Origin of the sequence: Planococcus massiliensis, assembly GCF_000821325.1 — a bacterium.
GTDB classification, from domain to species: Bacteria; Bacillota; Bacilli; order Bacillales_A; family Planococcaceae; genus Planococcus; species Planococcus ruber.
Window position 1 is genome coordinate 423,746 of record NZ_CCXS01000001.1, and the last position, 21,361, is coordinate 445,106.

The 21,361-nt window shown below is 46.8% G+C and carries 24 protein-coding genes; 12 read left to right on the forward strand and 12 right to left on the reverse strand.

The features are described from left to right. Positions 1-43: 43 nt before the first annotated feature. Positions 44-898 (reverse strand): metallophosphoesterase family protein, encoded by an 855-nt coding sequence (locus tag BN1080_RS02145; protein WP_110925549.1) that lies wholly within the window; start codon positions 896-898, stop codon positions 44-46. Between the two features lie 165 nt (positions 899-1,063). On the opposite strand from BN1080_RS02145, the gene BN1080_RS02150 reads away from it, so the two are divergent. The 3 genes from BN1080_RS02150 to BN1080_RS02160 are packed head-to-tail and all read left to right on the forward strand — an operon-like array spanning position 1,064 to position 2,929. Continuing rightward, on the forward strand, positions 1,064-1,834 hold the full coding sequence (locus BN1080_RS02150) for an isocitrate lyase/PEP mutase family protein (protein ID WP_052650101.1): 771 nt from the start codon (positions 1,064-1,066) through the stop codon (positions 1,832-1,834). A gap of 19 nt (positions 1,835-1,853) precedes the next feature. Beyond that, complete coding sequence (locus BN1080_RS02155; RefSeq protein ID WP_052650102.1) at positions 1,854-2,438, forward strand: bifunctional transcriptional activator/DNA repair enzyme AdaA; 585 nt, start codon at positions 1,854-1,856, stop codon at positions 2,436-2,438. Beyond that, positions 2,435-2,929, forward strand: a complete 495-nt coding sequence (locus tag BN1080_RS02160; RefSeq protein WP_052650104.1) for a methylated-DNA--[protein]-cysteine S-methyltransferase — start codon at positions 2,435-2,437, stop codon at positions 2,927-2,929. Before BN1080_RS02155 ends, BN1080_RS02160 begins: the two co-directional genes overlap by 4 nt. Before the next feature lie 257 nt (positions 2,930-3,186). Here BN1080_RS02160 and BN1080_RS02165 read toward each other — a convergent pair whose 3' ends face one another. Continuing rightward, positions 3,187-3,948, reverse strand: coding sequence for an SDR family oxidoreductase (locus tag BN1080_RS02165; protein WP_052650106.1), 762 nt, complete (start codon positions 3,946-3,948; stop codon positions 3,187-3,189). A gap of 142 nt (positions 3,949-4,090) precedes the next feature. Here BN1080_RS02165 and BN1080_RS02170 point away from each other — a divergent pair, with 142 nt between their 5' ends. Both BN1080_RS02170 and BN1080_RS16950 read left to right on the forward strand, forming a co-directional pair. Continuing rightward, positions 4,091-4,657: a TetR/AcrR family transcriptional regulator gene (locus tag BN1080_RS02170; protein WP_052650107.1), complete on the forward strand. Its 567-nt coding sequence runs from the start codon at positions 4,091-4,093 to the stop codon at positions 4,655-4,657. Between the two features lie 247 nt (positions 4,658-4,904). Next, positions 4,905-5,069, forward strand: a complete 165-nt coding sequence (locus tag BN1080_RS16950) for an aspartyl-phosphate phosphatase Spo0E family protein (RefSeq protein ID WP_110925550.1) — start codon at positions 4,905-4,907, stop codon at positions 5,067-5,069. Positions 5,070-5,149: 80 nt separating this feature from the next. On the opposite strand, the gene BN1080_RS02175 is transcribed toward BN1080_RS16950, so the two are convergent. Beyond that, positions 5,150-6,055, reverse strand: coding sequence for an ABC transporter ATP-binding protein (locus tag BN1080_RS02175; RefSeq protein ID WP_052650109.1), 906 nt, complete (start codon positions 6,053-6,055; stop codon positions 5,150-5,152). After that, positions 6,055-6,744: an ABC transporter permease gene (locus tag BN1080_RS02180; RefSeq protein WP_052650110.1), complete on the reverse strand. Its 690-nt coding sequence runs from the start codon at positions 6,742-6,744 to the stop codon at positions 6,055-6,057. Before BN1080_RS02180 ends, BN1080_RS02175 begins: the two co-directional genes overlap by 1 nt. Before the next feature lie 179 nt (positions 6,745-6,923). Between BN1080_RS02180 and BN1080_RS02185 the strand changes: the two genes are divergently transcribed. The 5 genes from BN1080_RS02185 (at position 6,924) to BN1080_RS17320 (ending at position 10,358) form a co-directional block, all read left to right on the forward strand. After that, positions 6,924-7,637 (forward strand): response regulator transcription factor, encoded by a 714-nt coding sequence (locus tag BN1080_RS02185; RefSeq protein WP_052654330.1) that lies wholly within the window; start codon positions 6,924-6,926, stop codon positions 7,635-7,637. Continuing rightward, positions 7,624-9,333, forward strand: coding sequence for a sensor histidine kinase (locus tag BN1080_RS02190; protein WP_052650112.1), 1,710 nt, complete (start codon positions 7,624-7,626; stop codon positions 9,331-9,333). The genes BN1080_RS02185 and BN1080_RS02190 overlap by 14 nt, the downstream gene beginning before the upstream one ends. A gap of 149 nt (positions 9,334-9,482) precedes the next feature. Further along, positions 9,483-9,872 (forward strand): RDD family protein, encoded by a 390-nt coding sequence (locus BN1080_RS02195; RefSeq protein WP_052650114.1) that lies wholly within the window; start codon positions 9,483-9,485, stop codon positions 9,870-9,872. Between the two features lie 120 nt (positions 9,873-9,992). After that, complete coding sequence (locus BN1080_RS17440) at positions 9,993-10,121, forward strand: hypothetical protein (protein ID WP_267882896.1); 129 nt, start codon at positions 9,993-9,995, stop codon at positions 10,119-10,121. 63 nt (positions 10,122-10,184) lie between these two features. Then, on the forward strand, positions 10,185-10,358 hold the full coding sequence (locus tag BN1080_RS17320) for a class I SAM-dependent methyltransferase (protein ID WP_234398912.1): 174 nt from the start codon (positions 10,185-10,187) through the stop codon (positions 10,356-10,358). Positions 10,359-10,676: 318 nt separating this feature from the next. On the opposite strand, the gene BN1080_RS02205 is transcribed toward BN1080_RS17320, so the two are convergent. Then, on the reverse strand, positions 10,677-11,513 hold the full coding sequence (locus tag BN1080_RS02205; protein WP_052650117.1) for a YsnF/AvaK domain-containing protein: 837 nt from the start codon (positions 11,511-11,513) through the stop codon (positions 10,677-10,679). A gap of 301 nt (positions 11,514-11,814) precedes the next feature. Here BN1080_RS02205 and BN1080_RS02210 point away from each other — a divergent pair, with 301 nt between their 5' ends. Continuing rightward, positions 11,815-12,012, forward strand: a complete 198-nt coding sequence (locus BN1080_RS02210) for a hypothetical protein (protein WP_052650118.1) — start codon at positions 11,815-11,817, stop codon at positions 12,010-12,012. Positions 12,013-12,086: 74 nt separating this feature from the next. Here BN1080_RS02210 and BN1080_RS02215 read toward each other — a convergent pair whose 3' ends face one another. From BN1080_RS02215 to BN1080_RS02235, 5 genes are all read right to left on the reverse strand, one after another. Further along, complete coding sequence (locus BN1080_RS02215; RefSeq protein WP_052654333.1) at positions 12,087-12,929, reverse strand: STAS domain-containing protein; 843 nt, start codon at positions 12,927-12,929, stop codon at positions 12,087-12,089. A 207-nt stretch (positions 12,930-13,136) separates the two neighbouring features. Next, positions 13,137-14,192 (reverse strand): hemolysin family protein, encoded by a 1,056-nt coding sequence (locus BN1080_RS02220; RefSeq protein WP_052650120.1) that lies wholly within the window; start codon positions 14,190-14,192, stop codon positions 13,137-13,139. Positions 14,193-14,258: 66 nt separating this feature from the next. Further along, positions 14,259-15,563, reverse strand: a complete 1,305-nt coding sequence (locus BN1080_RS02225) for a hemolysin family protein (protein ID WP_052650121.1) — start codon at positions 15,561-15,563, stop codon at positions 14,259-14,261. A gap of 38 nt (positions 15,564-15,601) precedes the next feature. Beyond that, entirely contained in the window at positions 15,602-15,988 is a 387-nt protein-coding gene (locus BN1080_RS02230) for a MerR family transcriptional regulator (RefSeq protein WP_052650123.1), read from the reverse strand. Positions 15,989-16,158: 170 nt separating this feature from the next. After that, entirely contained in the window at positions 16,159-16,557 is a 399-nt protein-coding gene (locus BN1080_RS02235; protein WP_052650124.1) for a RidA family protein, read from the reverse strand. 210 nt (positions 16,558-16,767) lie between these two features. On the opposite strand from BN1080_RS02235, the gene BN1080_RS02240 reads away from it, so the two are divergent. Further along, positions 16,768-18,132 (forward strand): hypothetical protein, encoded by a 1,365-nt coding sequence (locus BN1080_RS02240; RefSeq protein WP_052650126.1) that lies wholly within the window; start codon positions 16,768-16,770, stop codon positions 18,130-18,132. Positions 18,133-18,786: 654 nt separating this feature from the next. Here BN1080_RS02240 and BN1080_RS02245 read toward each other — a convergent pair. Further along, complete coding sequence (locus BN1080_RS02245; RefSeq protein WP_052650127.1) at positions 18,787-19,737, reverse strand: class F sortase; 951 nt, start codon at positions 19,735-19,737, stop codon at positions 18,787-18,789. A gap of 65 nt (positions 19,738-19,802) precedes the next feature. After that, positions 19,803-21,137 carry a hypothetical protein gene (locus BN1080_RS02250; protein WP_052650129.1) on the reverse strand — a complete coding sequence of 445 codons (1,335 nt, stop codon included), beginning with the start codon at positions 21,135-21,137 and terminating at the stop codon, positions 19,803-19,805. Between the last annotated feature and the right edge of the window lie 224 nt (positions 21,138-21,361).

The following is a 21,361-nucleotide window of genomic DNA, read 5'->3' on the forward strand; positions in this document are numbered from 1 at the left end:
CATCCGAATAGGATGAGGGGATTGAAGGCTATCTGCTGTTTTGTTAGACTCTTTGTGCCTTCCGCACCGGCAGCGGAATCACATGCTTCACGTCGCTGTCCGGACCGAGAAGCTGACGGTTTAAAGAGAAATGTGGAATGGCGTGGCCAATCACCTGCGCACTTTTTTGAAGTTCAGGGTCGTAAAGGTCAATCGTCTCGATGCTGATTTCTGTATCGGACAGATCAATGATGCGCGCCGTCTGTTCATCAAGCACGGCTGCCAGCTGCACGAAATTCCATTGCTCGCGCACGGCGATGGAGTTGCAATGGTTATGGCCGTTCATGTAGAGGCCAGGCCCCTGTTTTTTATTCAGCACATCCCATACCGGAGTACGGGGGTGGATGCAGCGGAATTCTTGATCCGATTGGATCGTGGTGTCATAGACCGGATGGTGCCCGAAGACGATGAGTGGGCGGCTGCCGCTTTGTTCGACGACGCCTTTCAGCCAGTAAAGCTGGGCGGGGTCGAGCGCGCCGCCGCAGTCGCGGTAATCCTGCTCTTTTGCCGTATCGAGAAAAGCGAGCACCGCCTGGTCGGTTGAAATGTCGCGGTAGCGTTTCTGCTGGGTGATTGTCAGCACTTCATGGCGGGTTTGCCCGTAGAGATCGTGATTGCCAAGGACTTGAACAAACGGCTTTTGGTGCTGATCGATGATCGCATAGATTTCCTCGAGTTCCTCTTTCAAACCGTAATTCGTCAAATCGCCGATGGATACGTAAAGGTCTGCCGGAATCGAGAAAAAACGTTCCATAAAATTTGCGTAGAACTTTTTCCGGTCCTCCTTTATGAACGCGTATTCCTCTGCAAGTGCCGGATAGTGCAAGTCGCCGATTACTGCAATTTTCATCGTCTTCATCGTCTCCTCTCTATCATTCCCCTCAAGTATCGCAGACGAATGCTAAGACTGCTTTAAGCCCGTGTTAAGATTTGTAAAGCTTCGGACCATAAGTGCAAGAATGAGGACGAACCCGTGTGAACCGCTTGGTAGAATAAAACCAGGAAAACAAAGGGGGAAGCAGCAATGAACAAAATCAACGCGTTTCATGAATTGCATCAAGAAGGTGAGCTTTTATTTCTCGGAAATGCATGGAATGCCGCTTCGGCAAGAGCTTTGGAAGCAGCAGGATTTCAGGCAATCGGCACGACAAGCTGGGGAATTGCCGATTCCTTCAGATTGCCGGATGGTGAAAAAATGGCATTTAATATGCATTTGAAGATCATTCAGGAAATTGTTGAGAGTGTAGAGATTCCTGTGTCTGCAGACATTGAATCTGGATATGCGGAAGATAACGAGACCATCGTCCAGCATGTATTGCAAGTCGCAAAGATCGGAGCGGCAGGCATCAATATTGAAGATTCGATGAAAAATGGAGATGGTCTTCGGGATAGAGCGGAACATGCAGAATGCTTGAGCGCCATTCGTTCTGCGCTGGATGCTTCCGGTTATGAACGTTTCTTCATCAATGCGCGGAGCGATATCTATCTTCAGGAAACTCCATCGCAGGAAGAGGCGGTGAAACGTGCAAAAGCCTATGAACAAGCAGGGGCAAGCGGGATTTTTCTGCCGGGGTTAACGGAAGAAAATGCCGTCCGCGAGCTGGTGGATGTACTCGAAGTGTCCCTGAATTTATTGTCGCTGCCGGGTTTGACGAATGTGGAAAAATTGAAGAGTTGGGGAGTTCGCCGCTTCAGTATCGGCAATGCGCTTTCGGATAAAATTTTCGCTATAATGAGAGAAGAAGCTAAGCAAATGGTAAATTCCGGCGAGACATCCCGTTTATATGCCAGGTAAAAGGAAGGGGCTCCGAAAAATGAAAAACACGCATTTTTCATTTGAAGAAATGTGGGAGAAAATCATGGCCTGCGACCCGGGCTATGACGGCTTGTTCTATACGGCGGTAAAGACGACCGGCATTTACTGCCGTCCGTCCTGCCGTTCCCGGAAACCGAAAAAAATCAATGTCGAGTTTTATTTCTCGCAGCACGAAGCGGAAGCGCACGGCTACCGCGCCTGCAAAAGATGCCAGCCGAATGCCGGACTGTCGCCGAATACGGAAGTGGTGCGGGAAGTGGCCTTATTTCTCGCGGCTCATTACAGAAAGCCTTTGCGGCTAGCGGAAATTGCGGATCATGCAGGCCTGACGCCGTCTTATCTGGACTGGATTTTCAAACAAGAGACCGGGGAAACACCGCTCGCTTATTTGAAAAAGATACGCGTCGACAAAGCGGCGCATCTTATTGAACACAGTGCCTTATCCAATCTTGATATCTGCTACGAGGCGGGATTCCAAAGTCCATCCAATTTCTATAAAGCGTTTAAAACGATCAAACAATTATCTCCCGGCGACTACCGCAAAAGCGGCGTACAGGCCGGGACAAGGAGGGCCTTATCATGAATGAAATGCATCTGCTCGATCTGCCGTCACCGGTTGGCATCATTGAAATTGCCGGAAATGCAGAAAGCGTCCATTCGATCCTATTTACAGACCGAAATGAGCCGCAGCATCTTCTGGCCGCGGAGACACCGGAGCCGCTCAAGCAATGTGCGCAGCAGCTTGACGAGTATTTCAAAGGCGAGCGCACAGATTTCGATTTGCCGCTCTATTCCATCGGGACGCCTTTTCAGCAGGAAGTTTGGCAGGCGTTGATGGAAGTCGAATACGCGAAAACCGCCTCCTATAAGGATATTGCGGTTGCGATCGGCCGCGACAAGGCGGTTCGGGCAGTAGGCAGCGCCAACAGCAAAAACAAGCTGACCATTGTAGTCCCGTGCCACCGCGTCATCGGCTCGAACGGCACGCTGACCGGCTATGCCGGCACCCTCGAACGGAAAGAATGGCTGCTTGCCCACGAACGTGCCGTGAACGAACAGTCAAAACTAATTTAATAGGCTGAAATTCGCCGCGTTTGCGGCTTTTTTTATTGTCTGGAAAGTAAATTGGAGAGAAAGGGGAGTATTTGAACTCTCAAGGAAAGTATGGGAAGCGCAAAGGAAAGTATTTTCATCTTCAAGGAAAGTAAAGCCAAAAGCTGTCTGTGAAAATAAAATAAAAGAAAAATTTTCCAGGAAAAATGGGGTAAAAACAAGCAAGTCCCCGGTTCGATTAAGAACCGGGGGCTTGCAAAGGGATTTCGCTTTTTTGCTTAAAACGCTGCAGTCCAGCCGCCGTCTGCCGTTACTACTGTGCCGTTGACGAAGCTTGATTCGTCAGAAGCCAGGAAGAGGGCAACCTGTGCAATTTCTTCCGGTTGGCCGACGCTTGGGATCGCTGCCTGTGCCAGTTGAGCACGACTCATGCCGAATTCGTTGATGTTCTTCATCGAAGCGCTGATGTTCGTTGCGACAGCTCCTGGGGCAATCGCGTTGCAGCGGATGCCTTCTTTTGCGTACATAAAGCCGGTGTTTTTCGTCATGCCGACGACTGCGTGTTTGGAAGCGCCGTAAGTCGCCCCAGCATGTGCGCCGTTCAAACCGCCAGTCGATGCGATGTTGATGATATTGCCTTTCTTTTTCTCCAGGAAGATCGGAATCGCTTTACGCATAGCGCGCATGACGCCTTTTGTATTGATATCGAAAATCAGGTCCCAGCGCTCATCGGTGATGTCAGCAACCGGCTCAAACCCGTCCATGATGCCGGCATTGTTGACCAATACATCCAATGTGCCGTAATCGTTGACTGCTGCATCGATCATGCTTTCCACGTCTTCTTGCTTCGCCACGTTCGCTTTGACCGCTTTCGCTGTGCCGCCTTTTGCCGTAATGCCTTCGACCACTGCTTCTGCACCTTCCAAGTTCAAATCGGACACGATGACTTTCGCGCCTTCAGCTGCGTATAATTCCGCAATCGCTTTCCCCATGCCGGATGCTGCGCCTGTCACTACTGCTACTTTGCCTTCTAATTTCATCAATAAAACCTCCTTTGTTTTAATGAACAACTGTATGATAAAATTATAATCCAGTAAAGGAATCGCTTACAATAAGCAAAAAATCAGGAACTGTCCAGTAACGAACATAAATCAAAAAACTGTCCGATAAGAGGTGAAAATAATGAAGCAGCTGGATTTGCGCATCATCAAAACGAAAGAATCCTTAAAAGAAGCCTTGATGCTTTTATTGAAGGAAAAGGCTTTGAATTCCATTTCAGTGACGGAAATCTGTCGATTGGCAAAAGTGAACCGAGGCACTTTTTATACGCATTACGGCCAAGTGGAGAATCTTTTTGAAGAGTATTTTAAAGAGATCATGCAGAATCTAAAGGATTCCTACCTGGAACCTTACAAATACGCCTGGACCATTCATACAGAAGAATTGAATCCGGCGACGATCCGGATTTTCCATCATATCGAAAAATACGAGGAATTCTACCGGATTGTCTTTTCCAAAACAGCTCCATTGAACTATTATTATTTGCTGTTCGACCATCTGCAGCAATTGCTGGACGAAGATATGCGCCTTCACGGCAACGATAAAATCGATACGGGCATGCTGAGCGCCTACCAGGCCAATGCTATCCTTGGTCTAGTGATTGAATGGCATCGCCAGGATTTTAAACAAACTGCCGAAGAGATGAATAAACTATTAGTGGAATTATTAAAATATATAACTCGTCCTTAAGGGAAACAGGACTTTCGATTTTTTATTTAATATTCTAAAAAGAGTAAATAAGACGATTGAACCATTCGGTAGTTTATGTAATGATTGCATTAAGGGGAAATCTTTTCCTTTTTTAGGAGGGAATTGATAGCCTTGCAAAAAAGGTCTATAATTGATGTAGAAGCCACCGGCAGCGCATCAGAAGCAAGCAAAAAACTTGGATTCCCGCACGGGCACTCAGCCCGCCAAAGAAGGAGGAGGTTCGGTGATGACGGACTTTGAAGAGAAGCAGGCATTGATGATCCATTCCGGATTAACAAAAGGTTTGACGCATCCTGAAACCATCCGCATTTCACAAGAGCTGGATGACTTGCTTAATGAATTGATGAAAAAATCTTCGAATGTGGAAAGACCTAATGAAAACAAGAACTAAAAGCCCCATTAAAAAATAGAACCATGAACCGCAGCGAAAAGGCCGATGCCTTTCCCTGCGGTTTTTCTTTTATTTACATTCTACTCCGCAAGGAACATTTCCTCTAATGAGGGCTCATTGACTTCCACCCGGAAAATATCGACTTGGCAGCGGGTGAAGGCCCGAATGATTTCTGCAATTTTCTTTTCGCTGCCGACGGTAATGGATGTGAAGCCCGTTTCTCTCCGCAGTTCAGAACCCGCTGTCTCAAGCCATGCATAGAGATTCTGGGATTCACTTGCAGGAACTGCGGCGTGCTTCAGTTCAACCGTAATGGCAGAACGGTAATAAGAGCGAAGCTCATCCATCGTGCCGCTTTTGACAATGCTGCCGTCTTTCATGATGGCAATCGTCGTACAGATTTTTTCGACTTCGTCTAAATTATGGGAAGTCATGAAAATGGTTTTGCCGCGTTCTTTCAGCGAGCTGATCAATCGGTGGATATGCAAGGCCGATTCCGCATCGAGGCCGGAAGTCGGTTCATCGAGAAAAATCAGGTTCGGATCGTGGATGATGGCTTGGGCAATGCCCAGTTTTTTCTTCATCCCGAACGAGAATTTGCCGACTTTTTTATTGCCGGCATTCTCTAAGCCGACTTGTTTCAAGACCTGCTGGCATTCGGTAGTGGAAACCGGTTTTCCGGATAAAGAAGACAGGAACTTCAAATGCTTGATGGCATTCATCGAGTTGAACAAGGTAGAGTAATCCGGCATGACGCCGATATGCTTTTTCATCCGTTCGTCCGGACCTTCGACGCCTAGAATCGTAAAGCTGCCGCTTGTCGGACGGGTGATGCCGGTCAGCATATTGATGAATGTGGATTTTCCTGCCCCGTTGCGTCCAAGAAAGCCGAAAACTTCCCCTTCTTCGACGATGAGGTTGATGCCCTTCACGACAGGAGTAGAGCCGTATGTTTTTTTCAATAACTTCGTTTCAATCGCTTTCATCAAAATTCCCTCCTGTTAAAAATCAGCGCAGCCGCCGCAAGCAGCAGCCCGGCAAGCCCGAAAATGATCAGAAATTGATACGTGTCTTCCACCAAGTAATAGTAGGGACTCACAAATTTAAGCCAAGAAACCCACGGGTTGTCCATAAAAACCAGCCAAGCGCCGAGCGCCGGGAACAATAAGCCGATGAGGATGCCGAGAAACATTGTTGCCGACGGTTTCGGAATGGCAACAGACAACAAAATCGTCAAAGCAATCTGGAACGTCAGCAAAGCCATGACTTGAGAGAAGATGAAGAAATCAAACTTTAAGGCAAAAATGGCAATGAGTAAAAATGAAATGACGAGGCAAGTGAACCAGAACAGCCAAGCACCGGCGAATTTGCCTAGCAGAATTTGCAGGCGGGAAGTCCGGGTGACGAGAAAACGCATTGTGCGTTCATGGCTTTCTTTGTTGATGCTGTCATGCGACAGGCCCATCACAAATAATTGGCCGAAGATGAACAGCAGAATCAGCAGTCCGACGGTATGGATGTCGGCCATTTCCTTTTCGGTAAGGGCGATGCCGGACGCGAGCACCCCGGAGAATTTCGCTGAATAATAGGATGTGAGGAGCAGGATGGCAATGATGATAATGGATTTGACGCTTTTGAACATGCTGATGAATTCTCTTTTTCCAATGGCGATCATGATGATTTCCCTCCAAAATTTTTTGTGGCGCGTAGCCCGTTTCTTTAGGTCTGTTTTCATTGTAAAACCTGTTTCTTAAGCTGACAGAACCGCTGCCTTAATTTTTCCTTAATTCTCCTTATTTAAATCACTTGAATGATATGATAAATGCAGGAAATAAGATGGAAGGGAATGTCTCGATGAAACACCCTCAATTATTGATTGTAGAAGACGAACAAGCAATTTTACATATGTTGATGACTATTTTAAAAAGGGAAGATTTCCGGCACATCGATACTGCTGGCACAGCGGAAGAAGCGCTGGAAATGTGCAAAGCGCAATCCTACGACCTGATTTTGCTGGATGTCATGCTGCCGGGGCGGAGCGGCCTTGAAATCTGTCCGCTCATCCGGGAGATCTCGGACGCTTCGATTTTCTTTTTGACCGCCCGCTCAACCGATCTCGATAAATTGACCGGATTTGCGATGGGGGCGGACGATTACATCACGAAGCCCTTTAATCCGCTGGAAGTGGCAGCCCGCATTAAAGCGCACCTTAGAAGGCGGCTTGGCAATGCGCCAAAGCATGAACCTATGCTTTTTGAATATGGTGCACTTTCAGTCAACCCGAACGCAGGTGAAGTGAAAGTCGACGGAAATCCCGTTGATTTGCCTGCTCAAGTATATCAATTGCTGCTGTTTTTCTGTAAGCATCCCAACCAATTATTCAGCAAAAGCCAGCTTTATGAAAATGTATGGGGCGAAGAATTTTTCGGCGAAGACAATACCGTCATGGTCCATATCCGTAAATTGCGCGAAAAAATTGAAGCCGATCCAAGCAGCCCGGCGCTTATTGTAACGGTTCGGGGGCTCGGCTATAAATTTGTTCCGGGAGACAGCCATGAATTTGCATAAGCGGTTTATGGTGCAGTTTTTTATCCAGCTCTTCCTGCTGTCATTCGTTTTTCTGCTATTGATGCTGACGCTTTGGGGAGCCATCGGCTATTTCGTCACTGAAGATGAGGCGGCCCGGGATTTAGCAGATGCAGATAGCAGTTATTTTATGAATCAATTCGAATTCGATGAAAATGGTGCTTCGATTAAAAAAGGTTTGAAAAAAACGGCGGAAGCTCAAGACGGCTGGCTGATTCTATTGAATAGGGACGGACGAGTCCTGGATTCATTCAATGCCGATGGCAATCTGCCCGAACAGCTTGCGGTCGAAGAAGTGGCATCATGGATGTGGGACGATTCAGCCGAGGGGCAGTACACTTATTGGGAATTGGAGAATACAGAACGAGGCTCCCTGTTTTTGCTTTACGGCAAAGAGAATCTTGCTGCCAAATGGCTCGCTTCAGCTGAGCCGGCGATTGACTGGGAAAAAGGCGAATTGAATTTAGCAGCGGATTTGAAAACGCAGCTGAAGGAAAAAACGGCTTGGGTGCTGCTGATCGGCAAAGATGGCATCGTACTGGATAGCTATGGCGATGTGCGAGAACAGGAAAGCTACACCATCAAAAAAATTGGCGAATTGGCCGCAGACACCCGGTCGGCAGCCATCAAAACAGATCCTGCAACTGGAAAATCGGTGATTGCAGGGGCTGTGGCACCACCATCCGATGCGCTGGAAACCATACTGAAAACACGGAATTTCTACATCGTTATTGTCGTCTTGCTGATTTTGCTAATCGGCGGCACCCTCTGGTATGCACGGAAATTCGGCGTTCCGCTTCTCGTCATGATGCAATGGATTAAAAATCTCGGGGACGGACGCTACGAACAACCCGTCAACCAAAAAAACGAATCTTTAATCACTAAGCGCAATGGCAAAGTAAAAAAGAAGTATCGGCTTTATAAAGACCTTGTGGCCACGCTTGAGCAATTGACAGCTAAGCTGAAATTGCACCAGCATCAGCAGAAGCAGTTGGAACGGACGCGGGAAGACTGGATCAGTGGATTATCGCATGATTTGAAAACGCCCCTGTCGTCGATTTCAGGCTACGCACAAATGCTGGAATCACCGGATTATGAATGGTCTGCACAGGAAATCCGGGAATTTGCGGCCATCATGAACGATAAATCCACCTACATGATGGATTTATTGGAAGAATTAACGCTGACTTTCCGCTTGAAAAACCAGGCCTTGCCGCTTTCAAAGGAGACAGTGAACCTCAATGAGTTCGTCCGCCGGATTGTCATCCAGTTCATCAACGATCCGGCAAATGGAAATTGGAAGTTCTCCTTTCATGCAGCATCTGACAGTGTAGAGGCTGCCGTCGATCCAAAATGGTTTCAGCGCATTATCGAAAATCTGATTGTCAATGCGATGAAATACAATCCGCCGGGAACGGAAATCAAACTTTCCATTTCGGCGATTGAACAGCATCTAGCAGTGATTATTATCGAAGACGACGGCGTGGGCATGAAAGCGGAAGTCCTGGATAAATTGTTTGATCGCTATTACCGCGGCACGAATACTGAGGATTCCAGCACCGGCACCGGACTTGGCCTCGCTATCACAAAACAGCTGGTCCAGCTGCATGGCGGTTCCATCCAAGTGGCGAGCACGATTGAAAAAGGCACTTCTGTCCGCGTCATTGTACCGATTTGAAAGGATAGACGGCCAAGACGATAAGAGTAGAAACTGATTTTAAGTGGTCCAGTGATCACTTGTAAGTGCGTTTTATTTTCTTGTCCTTTGTCTTATCTTCCGGAATCTCTTATCATGAAGGTAAACCTATTTGAAAGTGAGGGAAATCGATGCATGATTTAACAAAAAAACGCGCCAAGGCGGCAGTGGTCGACTCGGTTATTTCTACAGCAGTTCCACTGGCACTGGAGCCGCTTCTGCGCAAGAAGATAAAGAATGAAGCATTTCTTCAAGTAGCAGCACCGACCCTGGTTTTCTGGGGGCTTGAATATGTGCAGCTTCGCCTGCAGGGGCAGACGCTTGGGCAGAAAGCGTTCGGCATTAAAGTAGAGAGCGAAGACGGCAACGAATTGACGGATAGTCAAATTTTGAAACGTGTGCTGCATCGGGACACCATCAGTCCGCTTGCTTATTTGCGCGACCGCGAAAAATACGCAGACGCCAAAGGCGAGAAATTTCCACATGATGCTTATGCCCATACGGTGGTAAAAGAACAATGAAAAAGCGAAACGGCTCCGGAAATTTTCCGTGGCCGTTTTTTTGAGCCTTTAAGCCGCTAAGCTATTTCTCCAAGTGCCTGCTGATTATAATGAAGAAAAATAGCGGAGGTGCAGGAAACCATGAAATTGTACAAGGAATTGGCAGAGTGGTGGCCGCTCATGTCGCCGCATACGGAATACGAAGAAGAAGCTGCCGTTTATGCGAAAATCATTCAACGGCATCATCCGGAGGGGGGAGAAAGCTATTGAATTCGGAGCAGGCGGCAGCAATCCCTTTTACTTGAAACAGCATTTTGGTTGACGGATATTTCCATGGATATGATTGCCGCCAGCCGGCAGTTGAATCCGGGCTGCTGCCATCTACAAGGCGGTATGTGCACGATGGATGCCGGAACCGGCTGCGATTTGGTTTTCATCCACGATGCCATCACGTATTTCAAAGAACCGGCGGCATTGATAAAGACGGGAGCGGTATGCGGCATTTAGAATGGACATATGAACGCGATCCCAACGGCCATGTGACGAAAATCCATTATCTGTAAATGATGAGGGATGAAGAGGGAAAAGTGTTTACGGAGTCAGACAGTTTCGAATCCGGTTTGTTTTTCCGTGCCGGAATTGAAAAGCCTTTTGAAAGAAGCAGAGTGTATTGCTCTATTTGAACCGGTGCATGATTCGACAGAGCCCGGCGATGATTTTGCGATTGTGCCAAAGCTAATTGAAAATACAGGATAACAGAAGATGGAAATCATTATTAAAAAGCAACATGGAACGGCTTATGCCGTTCCATGTTGCTTTCAGTAATTATAAAGGCTTGCGGCCGTTTGTAGTTGAATCGTTGTCTTCATCGATATCCGCCACTTCGCGGCGAGTCGTTTCAGTGACTTGCTCGGTATCTTGGACTTTGCGTTTTCCAACTACGATTTCTTCGGAAACCACGTCGGTTTTCGAAACTTCTACCCGTTCTTCAGAAATCGGAATGTGGATGTTTTCGCCATCCTGGTAAGCGTCTTTTCCGGTCAATCCGCCAGCCGTTGCAGAATCCGTTGCTTCATTTACCGGACGGCGTTCAATATAGACTTCTTCGCGTTCTACTGGGACTTCAATCGTCTGCGTGTCTTCTACGACATGCTTGCCGACATTCACTTCCCCGGTTTGAACGCGCTCTTTATCCACTCTTAACTGTTCTTCGTGCAGGCGAAGGCGCTCTTCGTCCGTTGTTGAAGCACTCGTTTCGTTTGTAAAAGCAGAGCCGGTGCCAGCTGTATTCGCCCGTGTTTCGGTATAGCGGTCATAGGACGGGCCATATTCGCTATCCACGTAAAGCAAAATTTTGCCGTTTTCGACTTCACGCTTATAAGTATCAGATTCTTCGGAATCAAGGCCCATGCTATTGAAAGCCTCAAATGAAGAGGTTTCTCCTGCTAACGTCGAGATGAATCTTCCCATGAAGCCCTGGTCTTCCTGTGTATCCAATTTAACATCTGTCTGCCCTTTGATCATCGTCAATTGGTCTTCATCTTGGGCAATGACGTACATATCTTCTTCTCTATATCCTTGAGATTTCAATTCTGTGATTTTGCTTAATACTTCCGCCTGTACATCAAAAGTTCCGATAAACGTATTTTCTCGTTTTGCCATAATAAATTCCTCCTGTTGGTTAGTTGGATTCCTGTAAAGCAAGGTATTGCTAGTGTACCCCCGACCTTTTAAGCCCTAAACATTTATAAGCATAAATAGGAATTAAGGAATAGGGAATCTGGCGAATTTCAGAAGGGGGTAAATGGCGATCGAGCCTATGGGGGAGTAAGCTTATGTATTTTTGTGACTGGCGCATTTTTCAGGTTTGAATACTAGATAAATGAGGAATGTAAAAGTACAATTATCATTAAGAGGCTGAAGCAATAGAGCTTCTATATTTAATTCAAAGGAGTTGAAGGCGATGAAATTGGGAACAGTCCGAGGGTCAAGCATGATTGTCAAAACGGCGCGCAGCCTGGTTGAGGAAGGCTGGTCATTCATGGTGGATGAATTCGATGTCATTATTAAAGCAGAGCACAAAGCTACCGGAGAAGCTGTGTCTTTCAACTCCATGGGCACATTAAAGCGATGGATGTACGAAAAAGCATTGAGCTACTAAAATAAATCAATAAAAAGAAGGGCCGCTGATTCTCAAGCGGCCCTTTCTTTATGCATTTTCATGCCTGCAAAAATTTAAATGATGTTCAATTTATTCAATTGCATCGCTTGTGCCAGCGTATTGTGGATTTCCACGTTGTTGAAGTTGAGGCCCAGCTGGACAGCTGTTTGGGCAATATCCGGGCTGATTCCGGATAAGGCAGTTTCAACGCCGATTAAATTCAGGCCGTCAATCAATTGGAAAATTTGGTGGGCCACCATAGTATCGATGATCGGCACGCCGGATAAATCGATGAATAATTTGTTTAACCGCTGCTCAGCGCATTGCGACAAGGCTTTTTCAAAAATGATATGTGCCCGGTACGTATCGATTTCACCGACGAGCGGAAGGAATCCGATGTCATAGGCAAGTGAAATGACGGGCGCACTCATCTCAACAATCATTTCCCGTTGGGCATTCAAACGGTTTTTCGTGGCAAGTGAATGCTGGAGTGTATACTCCAAAATGATGCGGTTGATCGTTTCTACTACGCCGCGGTTCCACGCGATTATTTGTTTGACCGAGAGTTCATCCAAATTCGCTTCTGCATATTCTTCGATCAATTCCAGGTATTGCTGCTGAGTTCGGAAAAACTCCTCGATAATTTCTTCAAGTGGAGTCGTTAAATGCGCTTCATCTTTGGCAATGGCTTTAATCCAGTCTTGAAATTCCTCTATGCATTCCGTATCGTCTTTTTCGAACATGCCGCAAAATTGGACATGAAACGCATGGTTTTGTGCTTTGACTTGCTGAATCATTTCCGGATCAGTTGAACCGTAGACCCCGTCTTTTGTCTTATCTAACGATTCATACCATTGTTCTGTCAGAAACTCCGTTTTGCTGCATAGAAAGGCGTGCAGTTTTTGGTCTCTCATCATTTTGTTTTCCGCCTCCGTAATGTTGTATCCGTTTAATTTGCCTGCAATCCGCAGGAGGGCCATGTCATTTGCTCGAATTGCATTCAGGAAAAATGGCTCTGTTGACCATTGTAATATAGAACAGCCATCCAAATCAAAATAAAAAGGGGAGGGAAAATAAAAAAGTCCAACAGGATGCTGGACTGTGGAAAGGGTAAAACCCATTTGTTAAATGGGATTGATTTCGAGAGATTCTTCGCTGATTTCCCCGACAATTTCCTCCAAAATATCTTCCATCGTCACAATGCCGGCTGTATGCCCGTCTTCTGCGGTAATAATCGCCATGTGAATGCGGCTTTGCTGCATTTTGTTCAGCACTTTTTGAATGGGTGTATTTTCGGGAAAGCTTGGCATTTTGTGGAGCAGCTCAGCAGGGTCCTGAACGCGTCCGGCTGCCATTCCGGTCAACAGTTCTTTCGTATTGATGAATCCCAGAATTCGGTCTTTGTCGCCGGATTCAGTCACAGGATAGCGGGTATATTCATGCTGGTCCAGTATACCGAAAAATTCTTCGCGCGAAAGACCTTGAGTGACCGTGATGATTTTTTCGCGGGGAATCATGATATGCTTCACGATCCGCTCATCAAATTCAAAAATATTCTTTAAATAGGTTAATTCAGTTTGATTGATTTCCCCGCTTTTATAGCTTTCGGCCATAATCAATTTCAATTCTTCTTCAGAATGCGCTTCTTCGTGGCCGGCAGGCTCTACTTTGAAAAGTTTAAGGAATAAGCGTGCTGAGCCGTTCATCACCCAGATAAACGGACTCATGATTTTGCCGAACCAGTAAAGGGGCGGAGCAAGAAGCAAGGTCATTCTTTCCGCAAATTGGATCGCTAAAGTTTTGGGCGCCAGTTCGCCGATGACTACGTGCAGGAACGTGACAATTCCAAGTGCGATTGCATAGGAAAGAGCGGTCGCTAAAGCTTCGGGCACAGCAAAATAGTCGAATGCGGGGTGCAGCATTTTTTCGACTGTCGGCTCCCCCAATGCCCCGAGAATCAAAGCGGTTACGGTGATGCCGAGCTGGCATGCAGATAAATAGTAGTCAAGGTTATTGGCTACTTCTTTTGCGCGTATGGCTTTTTTATTGCCTTCTGAAATCAGTTGATCGATTCTTGACATCCGCACCTTTAAAATAGCGAATTCAGCACCGACGAAAAATGCAGTCGCGAGAATCATCAGCGCGACGAGCAGCAGGTTAATGATTATTTGTCCTTCCAATATGGCTCCCCTTAGATAGGGGATTCACCTCCGTTAACTAGTCAAAAACAGAATGGGCATGCAGGGTTATTCAGGTTCTCGATGGAACATGATTTGCTTGATTTGCTGGTTATCCATTTCAGTGACGGTCCACAAAGAATTTTCTTTCGTCAAGGTATCGCCGGTTTGGACTTCCCCGAGGCTTTTGAAATGGACCCAGCCGCCAATCGTATCAATATCGGTGCTTTCCTCAAAAGTCAGGCCAAATCGTTCTTCAAGATCACTTAACAGGACCCGCCCGTTGATCAAATACTGGTGTTCGCCGATTTGGTCAATTTCCGGCTGTTCGTCTTCATCAAATTCATCGCGGATTTCCCCGACGATTTCTTCCAGAATGTCTTCCAACGTCAGCACCCCGGCAGTTCCGCCGTACTCATCTGCGACGATGGCCATATGGACGCGGGCGTGCTGCATGCGCAGCAGTGCGTTCTGCAAGCCGGTCATTTCAAAAACGGTCGGCACTTCAAGCACAAAATCCTGCAGCTGCCAAGGGCGTCCTGCTACGATGTGCGGAAGCATTTTCTTGGCGCTGACAAAGCCGATGATGCGGTCTTTATCGCCGTCTTCGGTCACCGGATAGCGTGTGTAATTGTTTTCATCCAGCACCTTGACGATGTCATCCAGCGACATGTCTTTATCCAATGTAATCAATTCGGTGCGCGGGACCATGATATCTTTCGCTGCACGTTCATCGAATGTAAAGACGTTTTCCATATAAGACAGCTCGGTTTCATTGAGTTCGCCGCCTTCATAGCTCTGGGCCATGACAATCTTCAACTCATCTTCCGAGTAGGCTTGGTCATGTCCGGCAGGTTGAACGCCGAACGCTCTTAAAAGAAGGCGGGCAGCCCCGTTTAATAACCAAATAAATGGCTTCAATGCTTTGCCGAACCAGTAAAGCGGCGGGGCAAGCAATAACGACATTTTTTCCGCATATTCGATTGCCAATGTTTTCGGTGCCATTTCACCCAGCACCACGTGCAAATAAGTGACAAGCAAGAAGGCAATCGCGTAAGACGAAGCAGAGGCAGCCGCATCCGAAACCGAAAGAAATTCAAATATCGGATACATGAGACGTTCAACAGTCGGTTTTCCGAGCGCTCCGAGTCCGAGTGCCGTGACCGTAATGCCGAGCTGGCAAGCGGATAGGTAATAATCCAAGTCGCTGGCGACCTTTTTAGCTGTCACCGCTTTTTTACTGCCTTCTGCAATCAGCTGATCCAGGCGCGACATGCGAATTTTGACGACCGCAAATTCCGAGCCGACAAAAAATGCCGTCAGCGCGAGTAATAGTACCAATAATCCCAAATTCAGTATCGTAATTATGTCCACTTATGTTCCCTGTTAAAGGGATTCACCTCCGAAATTAGTTACAGCAGAGCGAGCAGGGAGGCAATAGCCACCAATTTGCTCTCAAGCGCTCTGCTGATCTGCACTTTGACATGCGTCGGTGCATCTTTCATTTGTTCTTCTAAGCGGATGATCTTTTTTTGCAGGCAATCGAATTCTTCGTATACGTCTTCAGCGAGTACATCTGTTTCCGGCAGCTGGCTTGAATCGAGAAGCTCTTTGATCTCAGCGATCGACAGCCGCTGGTTTTTCAATTGGTGGATCCGTTCGAGCGTCTTTAGCACTGAGTCGGGATAGAGCCGGTAATTCTTTTCCGAGCGCTCAACTGACAATAACCCGCGATTCGTATAATAATCGATTGTTCTGATTGATACTCCGCTTAATTGGGCAACTTCGCCAATCTTCATTAATCCCTTCCCAATGCAAACGCCTCCTTTTTTAGTTAAAAATAGTTTAGCATGTCGGCTCGAAAACCATACAGTAATACGTGCTGGTTTACTGGCCGAAATCATTGCTTTTTTTCGCGCCGCCATTTTTTCGCCATTTTTTGATTAAGAAGAGAGGGCTTAGCAGCGGGCTACACTTTCGCCGCCCAAATTTCAATTTCAACCTTTATTTCCGGCCATCCCAGTTCCTTGATATAGCCGATTGTCATGGCGGGATCATCGTCTCCGAACATGGCAGACCATTCGCTGTACATAAAATCCCAGTCGATCTTTTCCGTAGCCCATATGTTCACTTTGATGATATCGGCTGCTGAAAGCTGTTCGGATTCCAGCACCGCCCGGATGTTTTGGAACGTATAGGTGATTTGCCGATTCAAGCTATCAGGGAGCTTTCCGTTTTCATCCAGGCCGATTTGCCCGGAAGTCACGTACAGTTCAGCATTTCTGGGAATTTTCGTGATGTGTGTATAATTGCCGACAGGTTCAGGGACGCCGGCAGGATTTTTTCGGGTAATTTTATCATTTGCCATTTTGGGTGCTCCTTCCTCAGATGGAATAAAATAATTTCTATGTATCTTTCTTGGAAAGCAGGGCCAATTCCTTTTTTGAAGGCCGTATTCCTTTTGAATTGATGAAATTCAAGAAAATAAATTAGTTTTAGAAAAAAGTGATCTAAACCATTTGTTCCTGCGTTTTGTGGGCAGTACAAAAAATTAAACAGGAAAAAGGAGAGGATTTAGATGAAAATGAACAAACTATTAGTAGCTCTTCCATTAACCCTTTCATTATTGGTGCCGACAGCGGCATTGGCAGACGGACATGAATCACATTCAGCACCGGCTTCAGCTTCAGCTATGGAAACGGGGACAGCAACACCGGCAGCCGAACTTCGGATCGCATTGGATACGGTATTGACGGAGCATGCTTTCCTGGCAGTTGAGGCGATGAGAAAAGGCGTAGACGGCGCTGAAGATTTTGATCAGGCTTCTGGAGCGCTTCTTGCAAACGCCGATGATTTAAAAGCGGCAGTCGCTTCTGTTTACGGTGACGAAGGCGCAGCGCAATTCGATGAAATCTGGAAATCGCATATCGGCTATTTTGTTGATTACGTAACAGCGACTGCAAAAGAAGACCAGGCTGGAAAAGACAAAGCCTTGGCAGATTTGGAAGAATACAAGAAAACACAATCGGACTTTTTCGACGCAGCGACTGAAGGTCGTTTACCGGCAGCAGCTGTTCAAGAAGGACTGGATATGCACGTGGATCAATTAGTAGAAGCTTTTGATGCTTATGTAGCTGGTGATTTTGAAACAGCGTACGCACTTGAACGCGAATCGATCCATCACATGAGCATGTTCGCAGAAACGTTATCCGTAGCAATCGCTGATCAATTCCCCGAGAACTTCGATGGGACGAATCCAGACACGCCTGCTGTTGACTTGCGTGCCCAGTTGAATATGACCTTTACAGAGCATGCCGGCTTAGCGGCAATGGCGATGCAGGACGGAGCAGACGGAGCTGAAAGTTTCGACCAGGCATCTGCCGGGCTGCTTGCGAACGCTGACGATTTAACTGCAGCTGTTGCATCGGTCTACGGCGATGAAGCTGGAGCTCAGTTTGAAGAAATCTGGAAATCACATATTGGCTACTTTGTTGATTACGTAGTAGCGACAGGCGAAGGCAATATGGAAGGCCAGGAAAAAGCGAAAGCTGATTTGGATCAATACATCATCGAACAAGCGGCACTTCTTGATGCAGCCACTGAAGGCCGTGTACCGGCAGATGCGTTAGAAGAAGGCTTGAAAGCACACACGGGCCAATTGTTAGCAGCTTTTGACTCTTACGTTGCAGGAGACTTCGATGCCGCATATAACTCGATTCGTGAAGCCTATGCGCATATGTCAATGCCAGCAGCCGGATTATCGGCAGCCATCGTTGACCAGTTCCCGGATCAGTTCGGGGCTGCGGAAATGCCATCTGAAATGCCGGCAACAGGTATGGGCGGAACAGCCGCTTCATCCACAACGCCGTTCCTATGGATTATGGCCGGCTTGATGTTAGCGGCTCTTGCTGCAACAGCAGCAGTCCGTTACCGCAAGCAATAAAGAGCAGAAAATCTTAAAAGCAAATCCGGATTTACCGGATTTGCTTTTTTTCTTGCTTGTTATTGACCATAAAATTAAAGAAGCGGTTGTTCCTGCAAATTTAAAATACGCTCAGTAGTCGAAAGAATACGCCCAGTTAAGACGGAAATACGCCCGAATAAAACCGATAGTAAAAATAGTCTTAGAAAAGAGTCTCCGCTCGAAGAAGTCGATTCGCTGCTTCAGTCGAGGCTCTCATTACTGTTCGAATGAGGACATAACTTTATTAAAAGCGAAGAAAGTAAAAATCAGCATGAGTCGCAAAGGGGAGCCCTGCGACAATCCCTGCATCGAATCGTTTAAGAAAGAGCGAATGTAACAAACCCGCATCATTGCAAGGGTGGACGCCCGAGAGGCTGCTTCAGCATCCGTCGTATAGAAAATATTCCACACTTTTTTCACCGCATAGACTCGAAGAAAAATACCGCCTGATAATCTTTTTCTTTTAACTTATCTTCAAGTTATAAAAACGAAGTGCGTCAGGCATTAACAAAAAGAATCAGTAAAACCACAATCCACTTTCTTGGCTAAAGTCCAAGAGAAACCTGATAACCAGAAAAACTTTTAAAAGCAAATAAAAACTGTGGAAGCCCTTTAGATAAGCTTCCACAGTTTTTATTTTAACGCTTCTGCTTTCTTGGATTCTTTCAAGTCTACATCGACGGAGGCAACGTAGTAGCGTTTGCCTTCGCTCTGTTCGATCGTAATGTTCTTGCGGTCGAACAGGGAGACGGTTTCGATTTTCTTCATCTCACCGGTTGCGGTATCTTCTTCGTAAACGCGGTAGCCGATAATGGCATCGTCCCGTATTGCATGCCACGAAATATTGAAGCCAGTCGCAATGACGTTCTCCGGTGCTTTGGGAGCTGCAATCTCGACGGCCGAATCGGAAATGAGTTCAGCGGTTACCACCAAGCGTTCTTCGTGTGAACCGATATCGCGGTTAAAGTCGCCGGTACAAGTAATGAGGTTGATAAACCGTCCGTCTGCATTGCCGAAGATTTCTTCAATCGGTGCTGCATCGGTTTCGTAGCTGGCCAGTTTTTGAACTTCAAATACCATTTCCCGGCCTTTTGCATCCGCCAGTTTCACTTGATCACCCGGCTCTACCTTTTTCAATTCATAGAAGACAGCAGGACCGGTCAGGCTATCGACATGGCCGGCAAGCACGGCATGTCCTTTTGCGCCTGCTTTGAAACCGGGTTCAAACCAGCCCACTTGATCAACGTCTTCCGGGACGCCCATTTCGCCATTTTCCAGGATGCCAGTCGGCTCGATTGCTGCCTTTACTCCGATAGATCCGATTTCGATAGATGCCGGTTCCATGCCTTTAATGCTTTCTTGCCGTTGTTTTTGGACCATTTCCAGTTTTTCGCGCTGTTCAGGAAAGATGGGGAATTCGGCGATTTTGTCGACAACATTTCCCGCCGTCACTTCTTTTTCACTGTTTTCTTCAAGTTGTACGCTTTCTTCTTTATCCGCCGGGCCATTCGCCAACGGCTTTAAAATGAAAAATAAGGCAGCGACCAAAAAAACGGCGATGCCCATTGTCACAATCTGCTTCATTTTCCATCCCTCCCGTTAAAGTAGGAATAGAGAGGGCTAAAAAGCCCTCTCTTATTTCCCGTCATTTATGATTGTTGTTTACTTTGACGATACGTAATAGTTCCGGCGCCCACTAAGATTAGGGCACTCAGTGCCACCCATAGCATCATTGTATCAGATTGGCTTTCACTGCCGCCAAATCCGGTAGCCGGCATTTTATCAGGTGCTGCATTAACGAAATTCTCAGGGAATTGATCCACAACTGCACCGCTCAAGCCTTTGCCGATATCGAACATGAGGGCGTATCCAGTGCGGTAAGTCTCATAGGAAGCCGCATAGTCGCCTGAAACATATTGCTGAAATGTATCTACTACTGATTTCTCGTGCGCCGCAACAGCTGCAATGGTTTCTTCCAAAGGCATGCGGTCTTCAGTCGCAGTGTTTAAGAAAGTGCCTAATTCATTTGCAAAGGTATCGGTTAATGTCATAGTGGCACTATCAACAGCTTCCTGGTCTTCAGAAGCCGAAGCAGCTGCCAAATTGCCTTGGATTGAAATGTGTTCATTATTCCAAAGCGCTACGAATTGATTGCTTGCTTCATCGCCGTAAACAGAAGCTAAGGCGGCGCGGAATTCTTCGGTATTCTGGTCCTGTGCCCAATCGGCAAAGTCAAAATCTGCCGAACCGTTATAGCCTTTTGCCATACTCAATTGTGCCAGCGCAAAATGCTCTGCCGCAATGCGGTTCACTGTTGAACGGAAATCGCCGGCCGGTGTGTTCGGATCTGTGAACTGATCAGGAAATTGAGCGGCAATTGCACCGCTGATAGCACTGCCAGCTCCGAAAATTTGCTTGAAGCCTTCAAGATAAGACTTATAGGCTGCTTCGTATTCACCAGCCGCATATAAATCGAAGGTATCTTGGACAAAATCTTCATGCTGGCGCAGCGCTTGTTTGGCTCCGTCTTCTGGAAGGTTTCCTTCCGTTGCTGTCGCAAGGAACGTGCCCATTTCGTCAACGAAAGACTGAATCTGTTCAAGCGATTCCTGCTTCATTTCTTCATTGGCTTCTTTTACAGCCATCGCGTAGTCATCGGTTCCGACATTGTGCTTCGCAAAGATCTCCTCGAATGCCGCTCCGCCTTCTTCGCCGTAGACCGATGCAATGACCGGCTCCATATCGGCTGCGTTTTCATCGAGTGCAGCCATTGCAGCTTCGGCCGCTTTGTCTCCGTCATAGATTTTCATCATCGAGTCGACAGCCAGTGCATAGTGTTCCGACAATAACCCGTCTAGTGTTGCCCGCAGCTCATCTCCCGTCGTATCCGTATGCGGGCCGTCATGTGCAAATGCAGCTGATCCCATTCCAGGCAGAAGCAATGCTGCCCCTAATACCGGTGCTAAAATTTTTCTCCATTTCATCGTCAACACTCCTCTTTTTTGATTTCTTGCCTACCTAACGGAGCCTTTTGAAGAATAGATCACTCTTTTTTAAAAAACTTTTTGGAGTGAACTAAAAAGCGGGCTGATCCGTTAAGTAAGTAAGGAAACAGTAATTGTGAATAAAAGAACGGAAATCATATTTCATTCTCATTCTTCTTTTCTTCGAATTCTTGGTTCTTCAACTTTATTGTGTTGGCTAACAC

Bases quoted from the DNA above. Each gene is read 5' to 3' on its own strand.
- BN1080_RS02145 (WP_110925549.1), bottom strand. From the start codon at position 898: ATGAAGACGATGAAAATTGCAGTAATCGGCGACTTGCACTATCCGGCA.
- BN1080_RS02150 (WP_052650101.1), top strand. From the start codon at position 1,064: ATGAACAAAATCAACGCGTTTCATGAATTGCATCAAGAAGGTGAGCTT.
- BN1080_RS02155 (WP_052650102.1), top strand. From the start codon at position 1,854: ATGAAAAACACGCATTTTTCATTTGAAGAAATGTGGGAGAAAATCATG.
- BN1080_RS02160 (WP_052650104.1), top strand. From the start codon at position 2,435: ATGAATGAAATGCATCTGCTCGATCTGCCGTCACCGGTTGGCATCATT.
- BN1080_RS02165 (WP_052650106.1), bottom strand. From the start codon at position 3,948: ATGAAATTAGAAGGCAAAGTAGCAGTAGTGACAGGCGCAGCATCCGGC.
- BN1080_RS02170 (WP_052650107.1), top strand. From the start codon at position 4,091: ATGAAGCAGCTGGATTTGCGCATCATCAAAACGAAAGAATCCTTAAAA.
- BN1080_RS16950 (WP_110925550.1), top strand. From the start codon at position 4,905: ATGACGGACTTTGAAGAGAAGCAGGCATTGATGATCCATTCCGGATTA.
- BN1080_RS02175 (WP_052650109.1), bottom strand. From the start codon at position 6,055: ATGAAAGCGATTGAAACGAAGTTATTGAAAAAAACATACGGCTCTACT.
- BN1080_RS02180 (WP_052650110.1), bottom strand. From the start codon at position 6,744: ATGATCGCCATTGGAAAAAGAGAATTCATCAGCATGTTCAAAAGCGTC.
- BN1080_RS02185 (WP_052654330.1), top strand. From the start codon at position 6,924: ATGAAACACCCTCAATTATTGATTGTAGAAGACGAACAAGCAATTTTA.
- BN1080_RS02190 (WP_052650112.1), top strand. From the start codon at position 7,624: ATGAATTTGCATAAGCGGTTTATGGTGCAGTTTTTTATCCAGCTCTTC.
- BN1080_RS02195 (WP_052650114.1), top strand. From the start codon at position 9,483: ATGCATGATTTAACAAAAAAACGCGCCAAGGCGGCAGTGGTCGACTCG.
- BN1080_RS17440 (WP_267882896.1), top strand. From the start codon at position 9,993: ATGAAATTGTACAAGGAATTGGCAGAGTGGTGGCCGCTCATGTCGCCG.
- BN1080_RS17320 (WP_234398912.1), top strand. From the start codon at position 10,185: ATGGATATGATTGCCGCCAGCCGGCAGTTGAATCCGGGCTGCTGCCAT.
- BN1080_RS02205 (WP_052650117.1), bottom strand. From the start codon at position 11,513: ATGGCAAAACGAGAAAATACGTTTATCGGAACTTTTGATGTACAGGCG.
- BN1080_RS02210 (WP_052650118.1), top strand. From the start codon at position 11,815: ATGAAATTGGGAACAGTCCGAGGGTCAAGCATGATTGTCAAAACGGCG.
- BN1080_RS02215 (WP_052654333.1), bottom strand. From the start codon at position 12,929: ATGATGAGAGACCAAAAACTGCACGCCTTTCTATGCAGCAAAACGGAG.
- BN1080_RS02230 (WP_052650123.1), bottom strand. From the start codon at position 15,988: ATGAAGATTGGCGAAGTTGCCCAATTAAGCGGAGTATCAATCAGAACA.
- BN1080_RS02235 (WP_052650124.1), bottom strand. From the start codon at position 16,557: ATGGCAAATGATAAAATTACCCGAAAAAATCCTGCCGGCGTCCCTGAA.
- BN1080_RS02240 (WP_052650126.1), top strand. From the start codon at position 16,768: ATGAAAATGAACAAACTATTAGTAGCTCTTCCATTAACCCTTTCATTA.
- BN1080_RS02245 (WP_052650127.1), bottom strand. From the start codon at position 19,737: ATGAAGCAGATTGTGACAATGGGCATCGCCGTTTTTTTGGTCGCTGCC.
- BN1080_RS02250 (WP_052650129.1), bottom strand. From the start codon at position 21,137: ATGAAATGGAGAAAAATTTTAGCACCGGTATTAGGGGCAGCATTGCTT.